The organism is Neosynechococcus sphagnicola sy1 (assembly GCF_000775285.1).
GTDB classification, from domain to species: Bacteria; Cyanobacteriota; Cyanobacteriia; order Neosynechococcales; family Neosynechococcaceae; genus Neosynechococcus; species Neosynechococcus sphagnicola.
In genome coordinates, this window is the sequence record NZ_JJML01000063.1 from 15,117 (window position 1) to 37,541 (window position 22,425).

The following is a 22,425-nucleotide window of genomic DNA, read 5'->3' on the forward strand; positions in this document are numbered from 1 at the left end:
GGACTTAAAATACCCATCGATCAGGGATTCAGAAGGCTAAGGTTCAAGACTACAGGGGCACTTCCTCTGACGGTCATCTTAAATCAGGATTGATTTGAGGAATCTGGAATCTGAGTCATATGGGTATTGAGTTTCATTTTTTAACAAACAGGATGGGCAAATCCCAGCTTTTGCGGCGCAGACCCCTGCTCCGAAGTTGCGGAAACGATCTGACCTGGAGTTTCAGTCTCCTGATGCTGTTCAGGTCATCTGAGGGCATCAGCACTGACAACTTTAATAAGCTGCTGAAACCAGCGTAGAAGAAGTAGATGTATTAAGAGGAGGCGCGTAGTCAATGGGACTACCCTGGTATCGAGTACACACGGTCGTCCTGAATGACCCCGGGCGACTAATTGCTGTACACCTAATGCACACCGCTCTGGTGGCTGGCTGGGCTGGCTCTATGGCTTTGTATGAGCTAGCCATTTTTGATCCAAGTGACGCTGTTCTCAACCCGATGTGGCGTCAGGGTATGTTTGTGCTGCCATTCATGGCTCGCTTAGGCGTGACCAAGTTCCTGGGGAGGATGGAGCATTACCGGTGAATCTGTTGCAGATCCTGGTTTTTGGTCATTTGAGGGGGTTGCTAGCGTTCATATCGTCCTGGCGGGGTTGCTGTTCCTGGCAGCTTGCTGGCATTGGGTCTACTGGGATTTGGAGCTATTCAGAGATCCCCGAACAGGTGAGTCCGCCTTGGATCTACCTAAGATGTTTGGCATTCACCTGTTTCTGTCTGGTCTACTGTGTTTTGGTTTTGGGGCATTTCACCTGACGGGTCTGTTTGGACCAGGAATGTGGGTCTCCGATCCCTACGGCCTGACGGGTAGCATCCAACCCGTTGCTCCCGCATGGGGCCCCGATGGCTTCAACCCCTTCAATCCCGGAGGGATTGTCGCCCATCATATTGCGGCTGGTATTGTCGGCATCATTGCTGGGCTCTTTCATCTGAGTGTTCGTCCCCCCCAGCGACTCTACAAAGCGTTGCGGATGGGGAATATTGAGACTGTACTCTCTAGCAGTATTGCCGCTGTGTTCTTTGCTGCTTTTGTGGTGGCAGGAACGATGTGGTATGGAAGCGCTGCGACTCCCATTGAGTTGTTTGGCCCTACTCGCTACCAGTGGGATGGTGGCTACTTCCAGCAAGAGATTGATCGTCGTGTGCAGTCCAGTTTGGCAGATGGAAAAACTCCTGAAGCTGCTTGGTCTGCGATCCCTGAGAAGCTAGCCTTCTATGACTATGTCGGCAACAGCCCTGCGAAGGGAGGTTTGTTCCGAACTGGGCCGATGAACCAGGGGGATGGATTGGCTCAAAGTTGGTTGGGTCATCCTGTCTTTAGAGACAGTGCTGGTCGGGAATTAAGCGTTCGCCGACTACCGAACTTCTTCGAGAACTTCCCAGTTGTTCTCTCTGATCAAGATGGGGTAGTTCGTGCAGACATCCCCTTCCGTCGGGCTGAGTCTCGCTACAGCTTCGAGCAAGCAGGAATTACGGCTAGTTTCTACGGTGGCGCTTTGAATGGGCAGACCTTTACTGACCCAGCAACGGTCAAACAATATGCCCGGCGTGCCCAATTGGGTGAAGTGTTTGAGTTTGATCGGGAAACCTTGAACTCGGATGGAGTCTTCCGTACCAGTCCTCGTGGCTGGTTTACCTTTGGCCATGCGGTCTTTGCCCTCCTCTTCTTCTTCGGCCACATTTGGCACGGATCTCGGACACTCTTCCGAGATGTGTTTGCTGGGGTTGATCCAGATCTAGAGGAACAAGTTGAGTTTGGTCTCTTCCAAAAGGTGGGTGATCTGACAACTCGCAAGAAGGAAGCTGTCTAAGCTTTTCTCCTCAATGACAGAATGGCCTAACCCCTCCTGTGATTCTTCGCAGCTGATTTGTTAGGCCATTCTTAAAGGGCCGACTGTAAACTGATGATGATTAAATAGTTAGGACAGCTAGTTATGGAAAGCGTTGCTTACATTCTGATTTTGGCTTTGGGTATCGGGGTCCTGTTTTTTGCGATCGCCTTTCGGGAACCTCCCCGAATTGGTAAGTAAGTCCATCGCTCCTGGCAGCCATTCCTTACGGATTTTGTCAGGAGCGATGCCAGAGCTATCCGAGATTGGTCCTTTGAAATCACTATCCGAGATACTTAAGGTTAAGGGCATCAGTCCTAGTTAGTAAGTTTTATTTATCTATCCCTTGTCTACAGGACAACAGCAGTATGCGGTGTCCCTTCTGTCAGTTCACCGATAGTCGAGTGCTTGAGTCACGTTCCTCTGAAGCTGCCCAAAGTGTGCGTCGTCGTCGCGAGTGCTTGCAGTGTAACCGTCGCTTTACAACCTACGAACGCATTGAGTTTGTACCTATTACTGTGATCAAGCGAGATGGACTGCGTGAGTCCTTTGACCGCTCTAAGCTCCTCCATGGAATTATCCGTGCCTGTGAGAAAACTGGAATTCCCACCACTCGGCTTGAATCTCTCGTGGATGAAATTGAAGCAGATTTACAACAGCGTTCGGTACGGGAAGTTTCCAGCCACGAGATTGGTGAACTTGTTCTGGAAAACCTCCGCAATTTGAGTGAAGTTGCTTATATTCGTTTTGCCTCGGTTTATCGACAATTTCAAGGGATTCGAGACTTTGTAGACACTTTAAATCACCTCCAAGGAGAGATTTTGGTAGAACTCCCCGCGACCACTCCTAAAGCAGCCGGGTGCCTGTAGCTGCTTTGCTTAGGGGAAGTGCTATAATTCCTTGAGACGAGGGGGCATGTAGCTCAGTGGATAGAGCATCAGATTCCGGTTCTGAGGGTCGGGGGTTCGAATCCCTCCATGCTCGTCAACCCCATCCAGGTAGACGGTTTCGATGGATAGCCTGATCAGCTCCCTGGCTTGATCGGCGGTCAGGGTCTCAGGGTTGATTGCTGACGCCATCAGTGATCTGAACTTGCCAAGCGGCCTGATGTCCCCACCCCAAAAAGGGAGCCTTGCTACTCATCCCCGAACAGTTTCCAACTAATCCGATGTGAGTGAATCGGTAAACTAGCGGCTGATTAGAATTCCAGAGTCTTAAGTGAACCCTTTGTGGGCAATATACGTTATTTCCCGCGTATATCCTGGATAAAATAGTTTCATGGACAAAAGATTTCGCCCAGAATTCAAGGCAAATATCGCCCGACCTAGGGGGTGGGGGTGACTCACGACGCGCCCCCGGTTTGCGTTAAATTACCCCCCGCACTAGATGTCATTGTCCGAGCATTGCCTAACCGTTCAGAGTGGTTGCGTCAGGCTATTCAGGAGAAGGCTCAACGGGAGGGGCTACTTTGAGTCAGGCAAACGACATTTTCGGGCGGCTAACGGCTCTCGAAGTCGAGGTCGCAGAGCTGAGGCAGAGTCAGGTTGCCCCATCTGGCATCCAGCAGTTACTTAACTATTTAGGCCGGATGGATGCCAATCTCAGTGAGATGAATCAGCGACTGAGCCGAGTGCAGGGAGATGTGGCTCAGTTCAGTAGTCGAGTTGAGCGGATAGACGAAAACGTGACGGCGCTGCGTGAAGAGGTTGGGGTCTCAGAAATGAGGTGCGTCACTTGCGGGAAGAGATGTAAGCTAACCCCTCTTGCTGCCTGGTTACTGTTGCGCCTCAGCGCTTGAAAATAGCAGTGATAATCACGGTCAAGGTTGCAGAGGCGATCAGTGTAAACGCAAGCTGCACAACCCATTGGGTCGCTTGCTGATAGTTAGAAAAGCGATCGTTGAACTTCTCCTGATCCGCTGAAAACTTCTCTTGCTCCGCTGACAGTTTATCGAGCTTTGAATCAAAACTATGCTGCTCTGCGGCGATGTCGTCCAACCGCTTCAGAACTTCGGTTAATTCTGTGCTTTCCATTTAACTCTCCTATGAACGCTCTAGTAGGTTAGTTCATTGGTGGTGAGGTTGTTTTCAAAGTCGAAAACTTTCTCCTCATCCGGAAAGCTGCCCCACAGGACGTTGCGCTCCACGTCCTTGAAGTATTCAATAACTTCATTAACCCCATCCAGGTAGACGGTTTCGATGGATAGCCTGATCAGCTCTCTGGCTTGATCGGCGGTCAAGGTTTCAGGGTTGATTGTTGGCGTCATTGGTGGTCTTGTTGGCGGTTCGATCAACCCCAAGGGAGCGACTCAGAAAATCAATTTCTTCCCCGAGCGCGCTTAACTCCATAGCGTACTTCCCTGGAGGTTGATCTTTAGTAATCAGCCCATCCCATTTTTGGTTCAATTTTGTTTGCTAGTTCAGATTGACTCATGGTTTGTTCTTAGCGACCTTGGTTCTCATAGCGCTGACAGCTCCTCGGTTCAGGAGATTCATGTAGGCAGGATCGTAAGACAAATCTAGCTTAATTGCATCATACCCTTGCAACACTGCCAAGTAGCCTTATGTCTCCGCCCCAAAAAGGGAGCCTCGCGCCTCATCCCCGAAAAGTTTCCAACTAATCCGATTTGAGTGAATCAGTAAACTCACCTTCTAGGGAGCTTTACCCTAAAGGGTGTCTAGGCTACAAAACTCCACAATGAGATTTTTGCAATTCAGCAAGCCTAGCAATCGTTGGACATCTAAAGCCCTCTGCAATCCTTCAACGACTTTTGCGTAGTAGTTCTGTCGTCTGTGATAGGCGCTAGCTCGTCGTCTAAGGGAACTATTGTGAGCCTCATTGTGATTGGCATCAACCTCAGATTTGGGACTGATGGCAGTAAAGGGATGTTCTTGCCTGAGCCATTCAACATAAGGCTCGCCCTGAGACCCTTTGACTTTGATGGCCACTTCTAAGCCTTCTCGCCAGACTTTGCGATATGGATAGGCTTCGGTTGTTTCAGTTGGGGGCAGATACACACTGGCTAGCTTCCATAACGCTTTACCGTAGCCTCACGAATCCATTCGCTGGGCTTGGCCCAATCCCAGGCACGTTTGACCCCCCGTTCAAAGAGAGATGCATCCTTGAGTCCGGCTTGGGCATCGACCCAGTAGCGACTATTGCGCTCGATAAAGTGTATTGTCCAGCCTTCAGACACTTCGGGGGGGAAGGTTCGTCGTCTACAGGTTTTGCAACGATAAGCCTGGATAATTTGTCCGCAGGCTTGGTCTTTACTGTTCTTGACTATGTTCTCACTCTCTCAATATATGCAATTCATCCCGCTAAAATCAATGCGACGCTTATACTATAGCAATCACGTCTTAGTCGATCAGTGCCCGCGATCGCTCTCTATGGTAACTGTCATGGGTGTAATTTTTCCGGGTAAAATCCGGGTAAACTTACAGCCCAAACAGTCTATTGTATTGTGCTTATTGACCATCAAAAAGACCTTCAAGAGTTGTTTGCAAACTCCCGAAAGTCTTACCAGTTAATGATTCCCCAACCAATCGGAGCGGCGGGATTCGAACCCACGACCTCCACTACCCCAAAGTGGCGCGCTACCAAGCTGCGCTACGCCCCGTTGCGCTCTGCAAGTATAACATAGTCCTGTGACCGACTAATAAACCTTGAGGGTCTGAACCGCGAGCATCAACTCCCTCGCAACACTGGCAGGCCAGAAAACCTCACATCGGCGTCCTGTTTGTAGAATCAGACGGAGATCGTAAGCATGGGGATAGCCACTGATCTCTAGATATAACAAGTCCGTCTCTACTTCACAGTGGAGCGTCTCTTCATCCATGAGTTCCTGGGTCATTTGGCTCGTGGTATTTGCCAGTTGTGCGGATAATCGACAAAAATCATCCAGTTCTGCTGTTGTCAACTCGATCGCCCACTCCTCGCCACCGACTAACCCGTGAAATTCAGCAGCACTTTCATCCCAGCCCACCCGCCAACCACTGCCAGTTTTGACTAAACGCGCCATGTTCAGGTACTAAGGCAAGAGTAAGTGAGCATCGCCAGGGCGGGGGGCTCCTGGTAGCGAGGGTGTTGAGACAGGGGATGGAGAATGAGAGGGACTGGGGACTGGGGTATTAATCGGTGTTGAAGGTCGGTTGAGGTTAAAGGTGTTGACCAAAACCTGAACCAGGGCATCTCTTTGGGCACGATTCAGACGACGAATGGCCGCGCGATCGCCCACCATCGGGTTAATGGTTAAAAAGCCCTCCCCAGGATAGGCCGACTCAATCATGAGTTCATTGGCTTCCAAATAGTCGGCGAGGGTCAGCTTCCAATCCAAGCGATACTGAGCTGGGCGACCCTTGACATATAGATGGTAGCGAATCAAACGACCCACAAGAGTATCATTGGGGTTGACCTTGCCAGTTCCAAGACTGACATACTGATTTTCCAGGGGCAGGGTTGGTAACTGTTGATAAACTTGCTTCCAGGCATCCTGAACCCTCAGGGAGGATTGAGCCAGACTCAGAGGAGGGGGGCTCCAACCCCCGAAAACGCCAAGGGTGAGGAATGCTCCCATGAAAACACCTATCCCCCATCGGAACCGCTGCCGCTGCCTATTCATTCGCCAATGATTTCAGGTTGCGTTAATTCATCTGACATTTCAATTACGGCCCGGAGCACAGGTTTCATCATTGGGTCATCCAGGCTATCAAACTCTTCAAAGCGCCGCCGCTTGGCACGATTTGCCACCTGAACAGTGATGCGGTAGCGGTTGGAGGCTGCATTGATCAGATCCTCTGCTCGCCGCATGATTTGAGTGGTATCCAAGGAATTACGTTTGTGCATGAAACCGATTTGAGCATTATCATTCTTGATTGTATGCGAACCACAGGACTGAGATGGCTGGCGGACTTTCTTTTTCGACTGGAGAACGCTTCGACAAATCAAATCGGCTGAAAAACTCAGCCCAGCAGCACAGTCAGTCACAACGGGCGATTGTTTTGATGCTGATTGTCTCGTTGGTTATAGGAGCCTGCACCCTACGCCTGGTGAGACTGCAACTTTTAGACGGGTCGCGCAATCGACAACTGGCGGATACCAATCGCATTCGTCCGGTTCCCATTGCGTCTGACCGGGGAACGATTCTAGACCGCAAAGGTAGGCCACTGGCAACCAATCGTTTAACTCGCTCGGTCTATTTGTGGCCGCGCGAGCAAACCCCAAGCCAATGGCAACAAACTGCTAGTAAGCTCAGTCTGCTGCTGAAAATTCCCGCTTCCGAAATTTTGGCGAAACTCTCTCAGGCGGGTTATCGCTCTGCCATTCCCGTCCGCATTAGTCGTGACCTAACCCCCACTGCATTTGTAGCCCTGGCTGAGAATACCGCTGCGCTTCCGGGATTAGAAATTCGGGGGGAGTCTAGCCGTCTTTATCCCCAGGGGAATCTTGCCTCCCATGTCCTGGGATATATCGGTGAGGCTACCCTAGAGGATTTGAAGGTGAATCCCAGCTATCCCATGGGGATGATCATTGGCCGGATGGGGGTGGAACGAATTGCGAATAGCCAACTGGAGGGAACTTGGGGCAGCCATTTGATTGAGGTGGATGCGGAAGGCCAACCCTTGCGAGTCCTGGGCAGTAAACCAGCGGTGCGGGGATCGGCGGTGCAACTCACCCTAGACTTAGATTTACAACAGGCAGCTGAAAAAGCACTGGGCCAACGTCGTGGTGCGGTAGTGGTGTTGGATGTGAAGACGGGAGCGGTGCTGGCCATGGCGAGTGGCCCTTCCTTTGATCCGAATCTCTTTACCCGTCGCATCTCCACGGCGGAGTGGAATCGGCTGCAAAATACCGATAACCCCTTCCTGAATCGGGCCTTACAGGGGTATCCTCCCGGCAGCACGTTTAAGATTGTCACCTCGACTGCTGGTATGGAGTCTGGTAAGTTCACCCCGGACTCAATGGTGGCCACAGCGGCCTTTATTACCGTCGGTGGCATTGCCTTCCATGAACATGGAGATGGCTATGGAGTCATTGGCTTCATTGATGCTCTCACCTATAGCAGCAATACGTTCTTTTATCAGGTGGGGTTGACGGTTGGGCCTGAAGAGATTGCTAAATGGGGGCGCAAGCTCGGGATTGGTACAACTTCTAATATGGGCTTGGATGGCGGCAATCATGGATCTCTTCCCACGCCCGCTGATAAAGAAAAGCTCTATGGTGAACCCTGGTATGCCGGTGATACGGTCAGTATGGCAATTGGTCAGGGGGTGGTACAGGTAACGCCCTTAGAACTAGCCGTCATGGTCTCCGCGATCGCCAATGGGGGTTTACGGGTGCAGCCCCATCTGTTTGCCTCTCAAACCCATACGCCTGCTACCCAACCCGTGCGGATTGGCTTTCATCCGGGAACCCTGAAAGTGATCCGCGATGGTCTTGTGTCGGTGGTGCAGCATGGCACCGGACAAAGCTTAAATGACGGCTCAATCCCCCTTACTGGGGGTAAAACCGGAACCGCTGAAGTCCCCGGTCAACCGGATAATGCCCTGTGGGTAGGCTTTGGTCCGGTGAGCAATCCCCAAATTGCTGTGGCGGTTGTGGTGGAAAATGGCGGTTTTGGCGCAGTTTCGGCGGTGCCGATCGCCCATACAGTTTACAAAGCCTATTTCAAAAAACACCAATCCCCAGCCCCTCGCTGATAAAAATAGACACCTCCGTGAATGGAGCGTGTCTAAGGATTTATGCAACAACCCGGATACTTGATAATTGTACCGAAGCCTGATCATCCTAACTTGATTTCCGTCAGTGTTACTGCATCGGGAGTCAGGCTAGGTGAGCAGACTGATCACTTTGATTAATCAACTCAATTTGATATTCAGACACTTAGAAAGGCGACGCATCAGGAACTAGATGGCTTCCAGGTTCTTTTCGCCAGTCCGAATCCGAATGGTTTGTTCCACAGGTGTAACAAAGATTTTGCCATCACCGATTTCACCAGTGCGGGCAGCTGTAATCACCTTGTCCACAACCAGATCAACCTGGTCATCTTCCACTACAAGCTCGATTTTTAATTTTTGCAGGAACTCAACCGTATACTCGGAACCCCGGTAGCGCTCCGTTTGGCCTTTTTGTCGTCCAAACCCGCGAACCTCGGACACAGTCATGCCGACAATGCCTGCATTCACTAAGGCAATCTTGACTTCGTCCAGCTTAAAGGGCCGAATAATTGCTTCAACCTTTTTCAATTCCCAACTCCTTACTTATAGTGTTTGTGTGCGCCCTACTAGCATGACACTTTCTATCACCGCCAAGAGTGATGGTTTTGTAGCCGAAGATACTTTCTCCTGGAAGCTCTGTCTCAGCAGGTTCGTTAGCTGAATTCTTCGCCGGATGTAAGGTTGTGTCGTCGACTATTCGTCATCAATAGTACAGGGACAGCTGCTCACGGAGAAGTTCAAACTCAGAACTGTATTGTGGGCGGATTTCTCAAGGCAGATTGAGCTAGCGACTCTTCAAGGCGGGGCAAGCCAGGGCAAACCTAACCCCATCGCCCCGGCAGTCACTCCCCCAAACGTGGCCTCCACGAGATCAGGAATGACTGCCCCAGAAATCCTCTAAAGTAAATGTGAGCAACCATCCAACCTCTCAAGTTTTCAAGGCACCATTGTGTACTTATTGATTCCAGCAGCCGGAATGGGTCGGCGTATGGGGAGTCAGCGCAACAAACTCCTCCTAAACCTATTGGGGGAACCTCTGATTGCCTGGACGCTCCGGGCGGCGGCAGCTTCCCGTGAGATTCAGTGGATTGGGATTATCAGTCAGCCAGAAGATTGGCCGGATCTGAAGTCGATCCTGGAAGGATTAGCCCTGAACAAACCTGTGGAGATGATCCTGGGGGGGGTCGACTCGCCAAGCATCGGTTCACAACGGTCTACAGGCGTTACCCTCAAACGCTCAACAGGTGCTGATCCATGATGGGGCGAGGTGCCTTGCCACTCCTGACCTCCTCGATCGCTGTGCCCAGGCAATTTACCAATGTATGGGCCTGATTGCCGCCATTCCCGTTAAAGACACCATCAAGGTGGTAGAGACCCAAACCTTGCAAATTCAAAACACCCCCGATCGCCGCTATTTGTGGGCGGCTCAAACGCCCCAAGGCTTTGAGGTCGATCGCTTGAAACAATGCCATGGCGAAGCCCTACGCCTGGGATGGGAGGTTACCGATGATGCCGCGTTGTTTGAGCGGTGTGAACTCCCGGTGCAGATTGTGCTTGGGGAAGAAACCAACCTCAAAATCACCACTCCCGTTGATTTGGCGATCGCTGAGTTGATTCTGCGTCAACGCCTCCAGTCTCTCGATTCATCGGTAAGTCATCGATGATACCGAGCCTGGTTGAGTATGGTTTGATTGTAAATACAGCACCATCCCAGGGTTTATCCCGTTGTATTCTCCAGTAACAACCTGATATGCATTCCAGAGATCCTTAAGATAAGGGGTGGCGATGCGTTGGCTTTGGCACGTGTTCAAAACAGTCCTCGGGCTATTGTTTCGTCACCCCGTTGCTGGCACCAGCATTATCCCAATTTTGCCCAGTGGGGAGGTGGTTCTGATTCGGCGACGGGACAATGGGCGGTGGTCTTTGCCCGGTGGCATGGTGGACTGGGGAGAAGACATTACGACTACTGTGGCTCGGGAACTGCGAGAAGAAACGGGGCTGGAAGTGCAGCAAATTGGCCGCCTGGTTGGAATTTATTCTTCACCTGAGCGAGATCCGCGACTGCACTCGATTTGTATTGTGGTTGAGGTGGCGGCCCAGGGCAGAATGCAAGTTCAAGATCGGCTGGAAGTGATGGAAGTGCGTGCCTTTCCCCCCAGTCTCCTGCCTTTGGGGGAACTCTCCCACGACCACGATCGGCAGTTACAGGACTATTTCAGTGGTCTCACCGTCCTAGCCTAGCTTTGGGTTGAGGGCAATGTTACAGGCAACTATCCCCCGAAAGATCAGGATTGGATCCCAGCGGATGTAAGTTGCCAGGGTGGGGAATTGCTGCTGGAGACCCCAAAATAACACCTCGGCATACCCCCCCTGTGAGGGCGATCTCACTCTGGGGAAACCGTTGTTTCCAATCCGCTGCAAAGTCATGAATACTACTCAGAAGGGTATAAATCACCCCACTGGCGATCGCCCCTGGGGTATTCAGCGCCCAGCGATCGGGTAAAAATTCCAAGTCTAGGGCTGTCAGAGCCGGTAACAGCGCGGTTCCTTGGCTAAGGACACGAAATTGCAGTTGTAGCCCCGGTAGCACCGACCCCCCCCACCAGGGAGGCTGCCGCCGTTGCCCCCGTAAACGTCAGGCTGGTACCTGCATCAATGCTCAATGCCGGCCATCCCCAAGTAGACCCCACACCCCAGAGCGCCAACGCCCGATCAATGCCCAGGGTTGGGTAGGTTCCCCCCAGGGGAATGTGGTCAAGGGTCAGCACCTGTACCTGGGGATAGGCTTGCCAGAGCAGGGTTTGCGACGGCACCACCGAAGCCAGAACGAGGGGCAGGGGGAAACCCAATTGCCGCAGGTGGGCGATCGCGGTTGCTCCCATGGCTGGCATGACATTCTCACAGGCTGCCTCCCCAAATTGACTGGTCACCAGTGCTGAAACTGCTGGAGAGGGTAAGTGGGGCATTTGCCAAACCGTTTGAATTTCAGCCCCCAGGCATCCAGCCCAGTGGAGACGAGAATTCCCAATCACCAGCGCTAACCAGGGTTGCAATTGCGTCTAGAGAAGAAGTGGAGAGCGGAATTCACTGGAACTACCCCCTGCCTGAGCAGGAGGCTATTTAGGGGTTTTGTGTCCAGAACCCGCTATCCTGGATGAGATAGTTTACCGTACCCTTTCTTGCTAGGTCACTGAAAGATGCAGAATCTATGCCGAGGCTGGTTCGGGTTTCTACTGGTGATACTGGTTCTACTGACGGGGGGATGTTCCTTTCCCCAGGCAAACTCTGCGGCTTCCTCGCCATCCGCTGCTAGCGCCAGTCCCCTCTCTACCCCAGAATCCTCTGCTGCCAATAATCCGGCCACCCCTTCTTCTGTTGCGACGAATCCTCAAATGACAAACTTACCTCGCCTTGACGGCAAAGCTACCGTTGTGATGGTGGTCAAAGGCTCTCCTATTACCATCGAAGTGGACGGCAGCGATGCACCGATTACGGCTGGCAATTTCGTGGACTTGGTGAACCGGGGCGTTTATGACGGACTGGTTTTTCATCGCGTTGTCCGCCAACCCCAGCCCTTTGTAGTTCACGGGGGGGGATCCCCAGGGCAAAGACCCAAAATTTTCCCCTGATTTGTTGGGAACCGGTGGCTTTATCGATCCCGCAACCAAACAACCTCGGTTAATTCCCCTGGAGATTAAACCGAAGGGAGCCCCGGAGCCGATCTACAGCAAAACTCTGAAATCAGCAGGCATCAGCACCCCCCCGGCTCTGCGCCACACTCGCGGAGCCGTTGCCATGGCTCGGTCTGCAATGCCAGATTCGGCATCTTCACAGTTCTATATTGCCCTAGCGGATCTCCCCTTCCTGGATGGAGACTATGCTGTCTTTGGTTACGTTACCCAAGGGATGGAGGTGGTGGATCAAATCCAGCAGGGAGATCGCATTGGGTCGGCAAAGGTGACTCAGGGGTTGGAAAACCTGAAAGTCGCCAAATAAGATCGGATTGGGGATTCCCACCTCCATGGATGTGGTGATCACCGGCATTGGCCTGGTTTCAGCCCTGGGGAATCTGGAGCAGACGTGGGGGCAACTTTTGGCAGGGCGCACCGGCATTCAACGACGACAGCCTTTCCCAGAGTTGCCCTCTTTGCCCTTAGGATTGATTGATCAGATGCCCACACACTTAACGCCCCTGACTCAGCAGTTGCTTGAGGAGGCGCTCCAGGATGCAGGTCTGACACCCCCCGTTGCCCGACTGTGGGGTCGTCGTGGGCTCGAGTCGCCACCATCAAGCCAAGTGGGAGTATTGGGCTCAACGGTTCCATCAGGGGGATTGGGAGTCAGCATTCAGTGGGCAATGGTTAGAAGCCCTCCCCCAAGCCACGGCCATGACGGTGGCGCATGGGATTGCCTCCACTGCTCCAGTGTTATCGCCGATGGCGGCGTGTGCAACGGGCCTGTGGGCGATCGCCCAAGGCTATGAACTATTACAAACCCAGGTATGCCAGCGGGTAATTGTAGGGGCGATCGAAGCCCCGATCACGGCCCTGACCCTTGGAGGCTTTGCCCAGATGGGAGCCCTGGCTCAAACGGGAGCCTTTCCCTTCGATCGGAACCGCGAGGGTTTGGTCCTGGGCGAGGGGGGTAGCTCTTTTGGTTCTGGAAACCGCGACCCTCGCCAGCCGCCGTCAGGCTCCGATCTACGGACGGATTCTCGGGTTTGGTCTGACCAATGATGCCAGGTACTTGAATGCCCCGGAACCCCAATATGCCAGTGCCCACCGGGCGATCGCCGACTGTCTCCAGCGCAGTGGGCTGGCGGCGACGGCGGTGGATTATCTCCATCTCCACGGCACTGCCACCCTTCTCAATGACCGGATGGAAGCCGATCTCGTCCGTCAGCAGTTTCCCGATGCCTGGATCAGTTCCACTAAGGGGGCAACGGGGCATACCTTAGGAGCCTCTGGAGCCTTGGGGGTCGCCCTTTGTAGCATGGCACTCCAGCAACAGGAGCTTCCCCCCTGTGTAGGACTGACCAATCCTGAATTTAGCTTGAAGTTTGTCCGGACGGGACAGCAACACACTCTGCGGCATACCCTGTGCTTAAGCTTTGGCTTTGGTGGTCAAAACGCTGCGATCGCCCTCGGCCAGGGTTGAACCTAAAGCCCTTCCAAGGGGACTCCTAAAAATCGAGCCAGCTCCGCCCCTTGGTTTTCTAAGACGGAGAGTGGCAGGGGCTGTCCCACCCGTGTTAGGAGAATCTCCCGCTTCCCCTTCAGCCGCAAATACAAAGCGCGGCGGGGGCTGATACCTTCCTTCAGATCAACCCGGATCGCTTGGGCATCGGTGAGGGGACACTCAATCGCGATCCGTCGATTTTTACCCAGAAACCCCCAACGGAAAATGCAAATCTTGCCCGTCTGACGATTGAACTCATTGTAGCCACCGCCTACATCCAGGATCGCTACCCCCCACTGATACAGTCCCAGGAGGATTCCCGCAACCCCATAGAAACCCATGGCCAGTCCCTGGGGCACAAAGATCAATTGGGTGGGGTCTGCAAATGGCAGCAAATTGACCCGGTAATAGCTGGACAAGCTCGCTAGCAAAAAGCCAGCACCCCCCAGCAACGTAACCGTCGCCCACCAGTAGTTACTGAGCCGCCGTGAACCCAGAACCGTTTGGTGAAGCATCTGATCATTCGTGGATGTAGTGGTTGCAGCCATAGAGATAAATTAGAATTCTGAGAGAACAGATATCGAATTGTAAAATTTTCCCCATCCATTATTATAGAGTTGTCGCTGGAGAGTCCATTCTCTAGGGACTAAAGGGATGAGGTGGAGGGGTCTGCTAAAGTATAACGAATGTGATACTTTAAGAAAAATTAAGCAGCCTTGGGTTGATCTTGCAGCCTGTGGTGCTTAGCGGACGAACAGCTTCTTTGAGAATCACGACTGTCAACAAACTGAGTATTTACACTCAATCAAGACAGTTAGTAATTGTTCAGAGTTGTCAACTCGTATTAAGGTTGAAATAATCTGAACTAATTTCTTTACGCCTCTACTTCAGGTTTCGCAATTTTATTGAGAGGGTTTTAATCCATGACCATAGCAGTAGGGCGCGTACAGTCAAGTCGGGGATGGTTCGACATCCTGGACGACTGGCTGAAACGCGATCGCTTCGTGTTCATTGGGTGGTCAGGGTTGCTGCTGTTTCCCTGCGCCTTTTTGGCGGTTGGCGGCTGGATGACCGGCACCACCTTTGTCAGTTCTTGGTACAGCCACGGGCTAGCTAGCTCCTACCTGGAAGGCTGTAACTTTTTGACCGTTGCGGTTTCGACTCCCCCCAACAGTTTGGGACACTCCCTACTGTTGCTGTGGGGTCCAGAAGCCCAAGGTGACTTCACCCGCTGGTGTCAGCTGGGAGGGCTGTGGACATTCCTCGCCTTGCACGGAGCCTTTGGGTTGATTGGGTTCATGCTGCGGCAGTTTGAGATTGCCCGCTTGGTCGGGATTCGTCCTTACAACGCCTTGGCTTTTTCGGGGCCGATTGCGGTGTTTGTTTCGGTGTTTTTGATGTACCCCTTGGGTCAGTCGGGGTGGTTTTTTGCCCCCAGTTTTGGCGTGGCAGCAATTTTCCGCTTTTTATTGTTTCTGCAAGGGTTCCACAACTGGACGCTGAATCCATTCCACATGATGGGCGTTGCCGGGATTTTAGGGGGAGCGTTGCTCTGTGCCATTCATGGTGCCACCGTCGAGAACACCTTGTTCCAGGATGGGGACAAGGCGAACACCTTCCGAGCTTTTAATCCCACCCAAGCGGAAGAGACCTATTCCATGGTGACGGCCAATCGGTTTTGGTCTCAGATTTTTGGGATTGCGTTTTCCAACAAGCGCTGGCTGCACTTTTTCATGTTGTTTGTGCCAGTGATGGGCTTGTGGATGAGTTCGGTTGGGATTGTCGGCTTGGCATTGAATCTGCGAGCCTATGATTTTGTCTCCCAGGAGCTTCGGGCGGCTGAAGACCCTGAGTTTGAGACCTTCTACACCAAGAACATTCTGCTGAATGAGGGGATTCGTGCCTGGATGGCTCCTCAAGATCAGCCCCATGAACAATTTGTCTTCCCTGAAGAGGTACTGCCCCGTGGAAACGCCCTTTAATAGTTCGCTGATGATGGGTGCTGGTCGCGACCTGGAATCCTCTGGATTCGCTTGGTGGGCTGGTAATGCCCGTCTGATTAATCTCTCTGGCAAGTTGCTGGGTGCCCATGTCGCCCATGCGGGTCTGATTGTCTTCTGGGCTGGAGCTATGACCTTATTTGAGGTGGCTCACTTTGTGCCCGAGAAGCCAATGTATGAGCAGGGCTTGATCCTGCTGCCTCACTTAGCAACCTTGGGCTGGGGTGTTGGCCCTGGTGGTGAGGTCATAGATATCTTCCCCTACTTTGTTGTTGGGGTGCTGCACCTGATTTCGTCTGCAGTGTTAGGGCTGGGTGGCATCTACCACGCCGTTCGCGGCCCTGAAGTACTAGAAGCGTACTCCTCTTTCTTCGGCTATGACTGGAAGGATAAGAACAAGATGACCACCATCTTGGGCTTTCACCTGATTGTCCTAGGGTGTGGGGCACTCCTACTGGTGCTGAAGGCCATGTTCTTCGGCGGCGTTTATGATACCTGGGCTCCCGGTGGTGGTGATGTGCGGGTGATTACGAATCCGACCCTGAATCCTGCGGTGATCTTTGGCTATCTGGTGAAGTCTCCCTTTGGGGGTGAAGGCTGGCTAGTCAGCGTCAACAACATGGAAGATGTGATTGGTGGTCACATCTGGATTGGCTTTACCTGCATCGCGGGAGGTATCTGGCACGTCTTGACCAAACCCTTTGCCTGGTCACGTCGGGCTTCCATCTGGTCTGGTGAGGCTTATTTGTCTTACAGTCTCGGGGCGCTCTCTCTGATGGCGTTTATCGCTACCTGCTTTGTCTGGTTCAATAACACCGTCTATCCCAGCGAATTCTATGGTCCCACAGGCCCTGAGGCCTCTCAAGCTCAGGCCATGACCTTCCTCGTTCGTGACCAACGGTTGGGTGCGAACATCGGTTCGGCGCAAGGACCGACAGGTTTGGGTAAATATCTCATGCGTTCCCCCAGTGGCGAAATCATCTTTGGTGGTGAAACCATGCGCTTCTGGGATTTCCAAGGCCCCTGGCTAGAGCCACTACGTGGTCCCAACGGTCTGGATTTGAACAAGCTGAAGAATGATATTCAACCCTGGCAAGCTCGTCGTGCTGCTGAATACATGACCCATGCTCCCCTGGGATCGATAAATTCCGTAGGTGGAGTGATCACGGAAGTCAATGCGTTTAACTACGTGTCTCCCCGTGCCTGGTTGGCTGCGTCTCATTTTATCCTAGGCTTTTTCTTCCTTGTAGGTCATCTCTGGCATGCAGGTCGTGCCCGAGCTGCCGCCGCTGGATTTGAGAAGGGTATTGATCGGGAAACTGAGCCCGTATTATCGATGCCTGACCTCGACTAGTCCTCTTCCAGCGTTGAGTGAATGAATCAAGGCTTGATAAAATGGAAGTCTTTTTGAGGGTGTTCAGCCCTCAAAAAAATCAGAAATTATGGTTGAGTCAATAGATTGGCTCCTGTGAACTCACAGGAGCTTTTTTGATGGGGGCTGTCGGGGCAATATCAGGGTGAAGCAGGTTTTCTGAGGATCGCTGGTTGTCTGAATCCGACCCCCTAAATGCTCAACTAACTTTTTGACGAGAGCCAACCCTAGGCCGGTGCCCCCATGTTTCCAGGGGTCAATATCAGGAATGCGGTAGAACTTATCAAAGATGCGGGTGAGTTTATCGGCGGGGATCTGTACCCCAGAATTACTGATCTGGAGTTGGAGTTCGTCAGGTTCCACTAGCACGTTCAAGGTAATGATGCCCTCTGCCGGAGTATATTTCCAAGCGTTATAGAGGACTTCTGTAATCACCCGTTCCAGGCTAACCCGATCAGAAATTAAGGGCGGTGTTGTCTCCGGAATTTGGATCACTAGGCGCTGTTGGCTATTTTGAATCCGTTGCTCAAAGGGTTCGATCAGATGGGGTAGCCAATGTTGCAGTTGAATTGTGACGAGATCTAAGGGTAGGATGTCGGCCTCAAGGTGTTGCAGGTCAAGGAGATCGTTGATCAGGCGCATTTCACGATCGCACTCTTGATGGAGAATTCGCAGATAGCTAGCCATGCGATCTCGGGGGGGGTAGTCTCTGGCTCAGAAGCTGCTGGGAGCAATCCCTGTTGCTGCAATCCAATCTCTACCATCTGGACTGCCATTTTGATGCTGGCGATGGGGGTGCGTAACTCATGGGAGACGGTACTGAGAAAATCGTCCTTGAGACGATTGAGTTTTTCTAACTCCGCTACCTGAGATTGAGCGGCCTGATAGAGACGTGCCTGACGAATTGCGATCGCGCACTGATTGGCAATTTGCCGCACCAGTCGTTGCTCGATGCCATCGAAGGTGGCACCAGCTGCTCTGACTAACCAGAGATCCCCTAATACCTCTTGATCAACGGTGTGTGGCGTTGTGTGTTCCAGGAAGATGGGACACACGAGCATCGTCACCTGGCTCTCCCTGGCGGAGGGCATTCGGGATGAAAACTGGAAATCCTGGGCTTGCAGGAGTTGAGGGTAGATTTCAGGGAACAGGGACATCTGTAAGACCTGCCCCCGTTGCGTCCAGCCAGCAAGGGTATGCTCATAATAGACGCTAGCAGTCTGCTGTTCGAGATCGTAGAGAGAGGCGTTACAGCAATCAACCCCCAAGACCTGCACCAGCTCCTGTACCGCAGTTTGTAAGATCTGCCCCTCATCCAAACTCCCCCGCACCCGATCGGTAATCCGCTTCATGGCCGCCTCGAAGTCTAGGGATTGCTGTAATTGCTGGGTGCGCTCCCACACCTGACTTTCGAGGTTAGCATTCAGCTGCCGCACCTGCTGATAGAGTTGGGATTGTTCAATGGCAATTCCGACCTGTAGGGCTAGCTGTTGCAGCAACTCGATTTCCCAGGGTTGCCACCGTCGGGCTTGGGCACAGTGTTGGGCAGCGAGCAAGCCCCAAAGTTTTTCACCCTGCAAAATGGGAATCACTAAGTTGGCTCGAACCTGAAACGGCTGCAACAGCTCTAAATAGCAAGGAGCCAACCCCGCTGTATGGATATCTTCAATGGCCTGGACTTGTCCCTGGGTATAGCGCTGGATGCAAGATTCAACGATCAGGCAGGGATCGTAAATGTGCTCCCCCAGCAGCGATCGCCAGTCGGAGCCAACGGACTCCACGGTCACAGTGCCACTCCAGTCCGGTTCAAATTGATAAATAATCACTCGGTCGGTCTGGAGAAACTGCCGAACTTCTGTGACTGTGGTTTTGAGGACTGCTTCCAGATCCAGGGACCGGCGAATCCGTTGGGCGATCGCTGCCATCAGCCGCTCCCGCTCGGTCTGATTTTGTAGCACTGTTTCCATTTGCTGTCGTTCCACGGCCAAGGAAATCGCTGCTGCCGCGGCCTTGAGTAAATCGACTTCCGCCGAGTCCCAGGCCCGCGCCTCTTCGCAGTTGTCAAAGCCGATGAAGCCAAAAAACTCCCCATTGACCACTAGGGGCAGCATCAACACCGACAGAATCCCGAGGGGAACCAGCATTGGAGCCTCGGATTCAGGAAAATCTGCTACGATGCCAGCAATAATCTCACCCCGCGAAAAACGTCGCTAACCAACGGGGCACCAGGGCATAGGAGAGGTTTTGGTACAGAGGGTTGTGAAGTTCGGGTTGAATACCCTCGGCACACCATTCAGCCCGTTGACTGGTCAGCAGTTCTCCAGCCTGATTCCAGTGATTCTCGAACAGGTAAGTGCGACTGGCAAGGGCAGCCTGTCCCAGGGATGCTAGCACTTGTTGGTAAAAGCTATCGCGTCCATGAACGCTCAATAACTGTTGCTGAATCTCAACCAACGCCGAAAGATAGCGTCCCCGATTCGATGAAACTGTTTCAATTCGCTGGTGTTCGGTGACATCTTGGGCAATGACTACTCTGGCAGCTCGACCCAACCATTGCATCGGCTGAGATGTGATCCTGACATCCAGTAGCGCCCCATCTTTCTGGCGATGCAGCCATACTCCGCTGGACTGGGAGAACTGGGGGGATTGATTCTGGATCGATGCCAGCAGTTTGGGAATCTCCTGAGGGGGACGGATATCCGCGATAGTCATGGAGAGGAACTCTGCCTGGGAATAACCATACAGCGTCACGGCTGCCTGATTAACCGCCAAAAATGCCAGTGTTTCTAGGTCATAGATCCACATGGGATTGGGGTTTTGCTCAAACAAAAGGCGATGGTACTGACTCAAATCCTCAGGGGAGCTGGAGTACGGTTGAAGGTGCTGTTTTGACTCAGATGCCAAGGGATTCGCCTCAACCGCTGGTGGTTTTTGAGCGGTAATCTCCTGAAAGACGAGCAGGTGGCGATGGGGCTGCACCTGGGGAAGGGATTGGACAAGAATTTGGTGAGCCGCCTGATCGGGGAGCTGGAATTCAAACTCCCCTACCCAGGGTACTTGCCAGACATGATCCGCTGGGTGGATCAGATGGGGATGCAGCAGATCTGAGAGGGCATAGCCCCGCAGGGTCTCCGGCGTCAGGTGGAAGAGCACGCAAGCGGCTAGGTTGGCATCTAAACATTCCCCTGCGTCATTGACAAGCAGGACGGCCTCCGATGCCACATTAAAGAATGCCCGGAGCTCCTCCTCACTGGCTGATGGGGGCTGATGCACCTTCAGATCTATCCTCTGGGAATGCTGGTTCGACCCCACTCTGGGGTTGCAGACAGCAACGTCTGACCTGATTAGTGATCATATAACCATCAGGGAGGGATTTTCCTTGCGTAAATCCCCGGAATCTCTACCGGAAAATCGGTTTTTTGTCCCTGAAATCCCCCAGATCTTAATGTTAGTCTCGACACTCCCTAGCCCATCGCTCGGGAGATCGGTGGGCAAGTTGGTGCCGGAGTTGCTGTAGTTCCTCAACTCCCAGCGATCGCCATTGCCCAGGAAGGAGGCCAGAGATGGACAGCGTAGCGATCGCCACTCGTACCAGACGGAGGGTGGGAAATCCTACCGCTGCGGTCATCCGCCGGACTTGGCGATTGCGGCCTTCCGTCAGGATCATCTCTAGCCAGGCAGTGGGGATCTGTTGGCGATAGCGAATCGGGGGATCCCGCTCGGCCAGGGTCGGCTCTGGGGAGAGCAGCCGTACCTGAGCCGGACGGGTGGGAGTGCCTTGAATCTCCACCCCCTGGGCTAGTTGAGCCAAGGCTGCCCCATCGGGAATCCCCTCTACCTGCACCCAATAGGTGCGGGGATGGAAAAAACGCGGATCGCTGAGACGATGTTGCAGGCGGCCATCATTGGTTAACAGTAGCAGACCCTCGCTATCCCGATCTAACCGACCTACCGGGTAGACCCCCGGTACGGAAATGTAGTCCTTGAGGGTTTGGCGCTGGGTAGCCAGTTCCCCTGCATCCGTGAACTGGCTCAGGACGTTATAGGGTTTGTAAAACAGCAGGTACTGATACATTCAGAACTGCTTGATCAAGACTTCTTGATGCCGGGGATCCAGTTGGTGCTGAGGCGCTTCAGCGCCCGCATCGCCACATCGGAATAGCGAACGTCACCACAGAGAATTTGTCCCATCCGCTGGGTGGCGGTGGGCCACTTAATGCCAATCTGGTAGCCAATTCCAGGAAGGCGGTAAAACACCCCTGCCAGTCGCTGAGCCCAGATCATGTCACTCCCCCAGGAGGCTTGAATTGTCTGGGTGTAACGCGCCAGAGCTGCCCCATCTCCCCCCCAGGGCGTCGGCGATCGCCTCAGCCGCCTTGAGGCCACTAAAAATGGAGGGTCGAATTCCCTCGGCGGTGAAGGGGTCAACCACGCAAGCGGCTTCTCCCACCAGCAGGGCTTGTTGCGTATGCAAATTTTGGTTGCCATCCCAGAGACACAGGGGATGACCATACTGGCGCGTCGTTTTCAGATCAATGCCAAACAGGGTGGCGTACTCGCTGAGAATGCCTTTGAAGTCCTGAGGCTCTCCTCCGCGAAAGGTGCCAATGCCAATGGAGTAGCCATCGGCTTTGGGGAAGTTCCAGATGTAGCCAGTTTTTCACCATGCCGAACTCAAAGTGGGCAATGTGAGCCTCGCTAACGGTTGCCGCTGCTTCGGCTTCTAAGGCACCGGCGAAGCGCCGTTTCCGCTCTTTAAACCCAAGCCATTTGGCCATGGTGCCCTTGGCACCATCAGCCCCCACAACATAACGACCCAGGACGGGCCCCGCCGCCGTTTCTACCTGCCAGTGATCCCCCAGGAATTGAATCCCCGTGACGGCGGTGCGATCGCGCAGTTCCGCCCCTTGTCCTTGGGCTTGCTGCACCAAAAACTGGTCAAAAACATCTCGCCGTACCATCCACACCGGTTCTGATTCCAGTTGGGCTTGCACCGGGTCACCCATCTGCCAGGTGTAGCGAATCGTATCAACCTTGAGGGAAATCGCAGGGGAAAAGTCAAAATCAAACCACTGGGCAACTTGCGGGGATACCCCACCGCCACAGGGCTTATATCGGGGCAGGGACTCTTTCTCGAGAATCAAAACGGAGACCCCCCGTTTTGCCAGGTGATAGGCGACGGTTCCCCCCGCAGGGCCAGCCCCGACAACAATGCAGTCAAACATAAAGCGCGTTTAGCGATGAGCTTGGAGGAACTTGCCAGAAGCGTTCGTTAC

At 53.1% G+C, this 22,425-nt stretch carries 21 protein-coding genes, 2 tRNA genes and 6 pseudogenes; 13 read left to right on the plus strand and 16 right to left on the minus strand.

What is annotated here, in order from left to right; genetic code table 11:
- Positions 1-334 precede the first annotated feature (334 nt).
- The 6 genes and pseudogenes from psbB to DO97_RS18460 all read left to right on the plus strand — a co-directional run bounded on the left by psbB (position 335) and on the right by DO97_RS18460 (position 3,681).
- Positions 335-1,865, plus strand: a pseudogene (gene psbB / locus DO97_RS18440) (photosystem II chlorophyll-binding protein CP47).
- Between the two features lie 123 nt (positions 1,866-1,988).
- On the plus strand, positions 1,989-2,084 hold the full coding sequence (locus tag DO97_RS18445) for a photosystem II reaction center protein T (RefSeq protein WP_036536311.1): 96 nt from the start codon (positions 1,989-1,991) through the stop codon (positions 2,082-2,084).
- A gap of 167 nt (positions 2,085-2,251) precedes the next feature.
- Entirely contained in the window at positions 2,252-2,752 is a 501-nt protein-coding gene (nrdR, locus tag DO97_RS18450) for a transcriptional regulator NrdR (RefSeq protein WP_052128946.1), read from the plus strand.
- 42 nt (positions 2,753-2,794) lie between these two features.
- Positions 2,795-2,867: transfer RNA gene (locus DO97_RS18455), tRNA-Arg, on the plus strand.
- 353 nt (positions 2,868-3,220) lie between these two features.
- Positions 3,221-3,355 carry a ribbon-helix-helix domain-containing protein gene (locus tag DO97_RS27015; RefSeq protein ID WP_239651873.1) on the plus strand — a complete coding sequence of 45 codons (135 nt, stop codon included), beginning with the start codon at positions 3,221-3,223 and terminating at the stop codon, positions 3,353-3,355.
- Positions 3,352-3,681, plus strand: a complete 330-nt coding sequence (locus DO97_RS18460) for a hypothetical protein (RefSeq protein WP_036536312.1) — start codon at positions 3,352-3,354, stop codon at positions 3,679-3,681. Before DO97_RS27015 ends, DO97_RS18460 begins: the two co-directional genes overlap by 4 nt.
- Here the strand turns inward: DO97_RS18460 and DO97_RS18465 are convergent.
- From DO97_RS18465 to DO97_RS18495, 7 genes and pseudogenes are all read right to left on the minus strand, one after another.
- Positions 3,671-3,916: a ssr2422 family thylakoid membrane protein gene (locus DO97_RS18465; protein ID WP_036536314.1), complete on the minus strand. Its 246-nt coding sequence runs from the start codon at positions 3,914-3,916 to the stop codon at positions 3,671-3,673. The genes DO97_RS18460 and DO97_RS18465 overlap by 11 nt on opposite strands.
- Before the next feature lie 20 nt (positions 3,917-3,936).
- Complete coding sequence (locus DO97_RS18470) at positions 3,937-4,182, minus strand: hypothetical protein (RefSeq protein ID WP_156120656.1); 246 nt, start codon at positions 4,180-4,182, stop codon at positions 3,937-3,939.
- Positions 4,183-4,606: 424 nt separating this feature from the next.
- Positions 4,607-5,088, minus strand: a pseudogene (locus DO97_RS18475) (IS1 family transposase); the annotation flags it as partial.
- Between the two features lie 340 nt (positions 5,089-5,428).
- Positions 5,429-5,502 (minus strand) — tRNA-Pro (locus DO97_RS18480).
- 36 nt (positions 5,503-5,538) lie between these two features.
- Entirely contained in the window at positions 5,539-5,904 is a 366-nt protein-coding gene (locus tag DO97_RS18485) for a DUF1818 family protein (RefSeq protein WP_036536319.1), read from the minus strand.
- A gap of 9 nt (positions 5,905-5,913) precedes the next feature.
- A complete protein-coding gene (locus DO97_RS18490; protein ID WP_052128947.1) occupies positions 5,914-6,459 on the minus strand; it encodes a hypothetical protein in 546 nt (181 codons plus the stop codon).
- A gap of 41 nt (positions 6,460-6,500) precedes the next feature.
- Positions 6,501-6,728, minus strand: a complete 228-nt coding sequence (locus DO97_RS18495) for a DNA-directed RNA polymerase subunit omega (RefSeq protein ID WP_036536324.1) — start codon at positions 6,726-6,728, stop codon at positions 6,501-6,503.
- 53 nt (positions 6,729-6,781) lie between these two features.
- On the opposite strand from DO97_RS18495, the gene mrdA reads away from it, so the two are divergent.
- Entirely contained in the window at positions 6,782-8,581 is a 1,800-nt protein-coding gene (gene mrdA / locus DO97_RS18500; RefSeq protein WP_036536326.1) for a penicillin-binding protein 2, read from the plus strand.
- 207 nt (positions 8,582-8,788) lie between these two features.
- Here the strand turns inward: mrdA and DO97_RS18505 are convergent, their stop codons facing one another.
- Positions 8,789-9,127 carry a P-II family nitrogen regulator gene (locus DO97_RS18505; protein WP_036536328.1) on the minus strand — a complete coding sequence of 113 codons (339 nt, stop codon included), beginning with the start codon at positions 9,125-9,127 and terminating at the stop codon, positions 8,789-8,791.
- 421 nt (positions 9,128-9,548) lie between these two features.
- Between DO97_RS18505 and ispD the strand changes: the two are divergent.
- Both ispD and DO97_RS18515 read left to right on the plus strand, forming a co-directional pair.
- Positions 9,549-10,263: pseudogene (gene ispD / locus DO97_RS31485) on the plus strand (2-C-methyl-D-erythritol 4-phosphate cytidylyltransferase).
- 121 nt (positions 10,264-10,384) lie between these two features.
- Positions 10,385-10,840: an NUDIX hydrolase gene (locus tag DO97_RS18515; RefSeq protein ID WP_036536330.1), complete on the plus strand. Its 456-nt coding sequence runs from the start codon at positions 10,385-10,387 to the stop codon at positions 10,838-10,840.
- A 19-nt stretch (positions 10,841-10,859) separates the two neighbouring features.
- Here the strand turns inward: DO97_RS18515 and DO97_RS25470 are convergent, their stop codons facing one another.
- Positions 10,860-11,189 carry an acetate and sugar kinases/Hsc70/actin family protein gene (locus DO97_RS25470; protein ID WP_204368749.1) on the minus strand — a complete coding sequence of 110 codons (330 nt, stop codon included), beginning with the start codon at positions 11,187-11,189 and terminating at the stop codon, positions 10,860-10,862.
- Positions 11,152-11,652, minus strand: coding sequence for a type III pantothenate kinase (locus DO97_RS25475; protein ID WP_204368750.1), 501 nt, complete (start codon positions 11,650-11,652; stop codon positions 11,152-11,154). Before DO97_RS25475 ends, DO97_RS25470 begins: the two co-directional genes overlap by 38 nt.
- Positions 11,653-11,796: 144 nt before the next feature.
- Here DO97_RS25475 and DO97_RS31490 point away from each other — a divergent pair.
- Both DO97_RS31490 and DO97_RS31495 read left to right on the plus strand, forming a co-directional pair.
- Positions 11,797-12,595, plus strand: a pseudogene (locus DO97_RS31490) (peptidylprolyl isomerase).
- A 25-nt stretch (positions 12,596-12,620) separates the two neighbouring features.
- Positions 12,621-13,756: pseudogene (locus DO97_RS31495) on the plus strand (beta-ketoacyl-ACP synthase).
- Positions 13,757-13,758: 2 nt separating this feature from the next.
- Here DO97_RS31495 and DO97_RS18535 read toward each other — a convergent pair.
- Positions 13,759-14,325, minus strand: coding sequence for a photosystem I assembly protein Ycf4 (locus DO97_RS18535; RefSeq protein ID WP_036536333.1), 567 nt, complete (start codon positions 14,323-14,325; stop codon positions 13,759-13,761).
- A 375-nt stretch (positions 14,326-14,700) separates the two neighbouring features.
- Here DO97_RS18535 and psbD point away from each other — a divergent pair, with 375 nt between their 5' ends.
- Positions 14,701-15,759 carry a photosystem II D2 protein (photosystem q(a) protein) gene (gene psbD, locus DO97_RS18540; RefSeq protein ID WP_036533894.1) on the plus strand — a complete coding sequence of 353 codons (1,059 nt, stop codon included), beginning with the start codon at positions 14,701-14,703 and terminating at the stop codon, positions 15,757-15,759.
- A 10-nt stretch (positions 15,760-15,769) separates the two neighbouring features.
- Complete coding sequence (psbC, locus tag DO97_RS18545; protein WP_036536336.1) at positions 15,770-17,131, plus strand: photosystem II reaction center protein CP43; 1,362 nt, start codon at positions 15,770-15,772, stop codon at positions 17,129-17,131.
- Positions 17,132-17,251: 120 nt separating this feature from the next.
- Here the strand turns inward: psbC and DO97_RS23405 are convergent, their stop codons facing one another.
- The 5 genes and pseudogenes from DO97_RS23405 to DO97_RS31500 all read right to left on the minus strand — a co-directional run bounded on the left by DO97_RS23405 (position 17,252) and on the right by DO97_RS31500 (position 22,374).
- A complete protein-coding gene (locus DO97_RS23405) occupies positions 17,252-17,836 on the minus strand; it encodes a sensor histidine kinase (RefSeq protein WP_081980860.1) in 585 nt (194 codons plus the stop codon).
- Positions 17,782-19,293 (minus strand): GAF domain-containing protein, encoded by a 1,512-nt coding sequence (locus DO97_RS23410; protein ID WP_052128949.1) that lies wholly within the window; start codon positions 19,291-19,293, stop codon positions 17,782-17,784. The genes DO97_RS23405 and DO97_RS23410 overlap by 55 nt, the downstream gene beginning before the upstream one ends.
- A 46-nt stretch (positions 19,294-19,339) precedes the next feature.
- Positions 19,340-20,422: a PAS domain-containing protein gene (locus DO97_RS18555; RefSeq protein WP_036536338.1), complete on the minus strand. Its 1,083-nt coding sequence runs from the start codon at positions 20,420-20,422 to the stop codon at positions 19,340-19,342.
- A gap of 175 nt (positions 20,423-20,597) precedes the next feature.
- Entirely contained in the window at positions 20,598-21,224 is a 627-nt protein-coding gene (locus tag DO97_RS18560; protein ID WP_036536341.1) for a pseudouridine synthase, read from the minus strand.
- Positions 21,225-21,238: 14 nt separating this feature from the next.
- A pseudogene (locus DO97_RS31500) lies at positions 21,239-22,374 on the minus strand (geranylgeranyl reductase family protein).
- Between the last annotated feature and the right edge of the window lie 51 nt (positions 22,375-22,425).

Bases quoted from the DNA above. Each gene is read 5' to 3' on its own strand.
- DO97_RS18445 (WP_036536311.1), top strand. From the start codon at position 1,989: ATGGAAAGCGTTGCTTACATTCTGATTTTGGCTTTGGGTATCGGGGTC.
- nrdR (WP_052128946.1), top strand. From the start codon at position 2,252: ATGCGGTGTCCCTTCTGTCAGTTCACCGATAGTCGAGTGCTTGAGTCA.
- DO97_RS18465 (WP_036536314.1), bottom strand. From the start codon at position 3,916: ATGGAAAGCACAGAATTAACCGAAGTTCTGAAGCGGTTGGACGACATC.
- DO97_RS18485 (WP_036536319.1), bottom strand. From the start codon at position 5,904: ATGGCGCGTTTAGTCAAAACTGGCAGTGGTTGGCGGGTGGGCTGGGAT.
- DO97_RS18490 (WP_052128947.1), bottom strand. From the start codon at position 6,459: ATGGGAGCATTCCTCACCCTTGGCGTTTTCGGGGGTTGGAGCCCCCCT.
- DO97_RS18495 (WP_036536324.1), bottom strand. From the start codon at position 6,728: ATGCACAAACGTAATTCCTTGGATACCACTCAAATCATGCGGCGAGCA.
- mrdA (WP_036536326.1), top strand. From the start codon at position 6,782: ATGGCTGGCGGACTTTCTTTTTCGACTGGAGAACGCTTCGACAAATCA.
- DO97_RS18515 (WP_036536330.1), top strand. From the start codon at position 10,385: ATGCGTTGGCTTTGGCACGTGTTCAAAACAGTCCTCGGGCTATTGTTT.
- DO97_RS18535 (WP_036536333.1), bottom strand. From the start codon at position 14,325: ATGGCTGCAACCACTACATCCACGAATGATCAGATGCTTCACCAAACG.
- psbD (WP_036533894.1), top strand. From the start codon at position 14,701: ATGACCATAGCAGTAGGGCGCGTACAGTCAAGTCGGGGATGGTTCGAC.
- psbC (WP_036536336.1), top strand. From the start codon at position 15,770: ATGATGGGTGCTGGTCGCGACCTGGAATCCTCTGGATTCGCTTGGTGG.
- DO97_RS23405 (WP_081980860.1), bottom strand. From the start codon at position 17,836: ATGGCTAGCTATCTGCGAATTCTCCATCAAGAGTGCGATCGTGAAATG.
- DO97_RS23410 (WP_052128949.1), bottom strand. From the start codon at position 19,293: ATGCTGGTTCCCCTCGGGATTCTGTCGGTGTTGATGCTGCCCCTAGTG.
- DO97_RS18560 (WP_036536341.1), bottom strand. From the start codon at position 21,224: ATGTATCAGTACCTGCTGTTTTACAAACCCTATAACGTCCTGAGCCAG.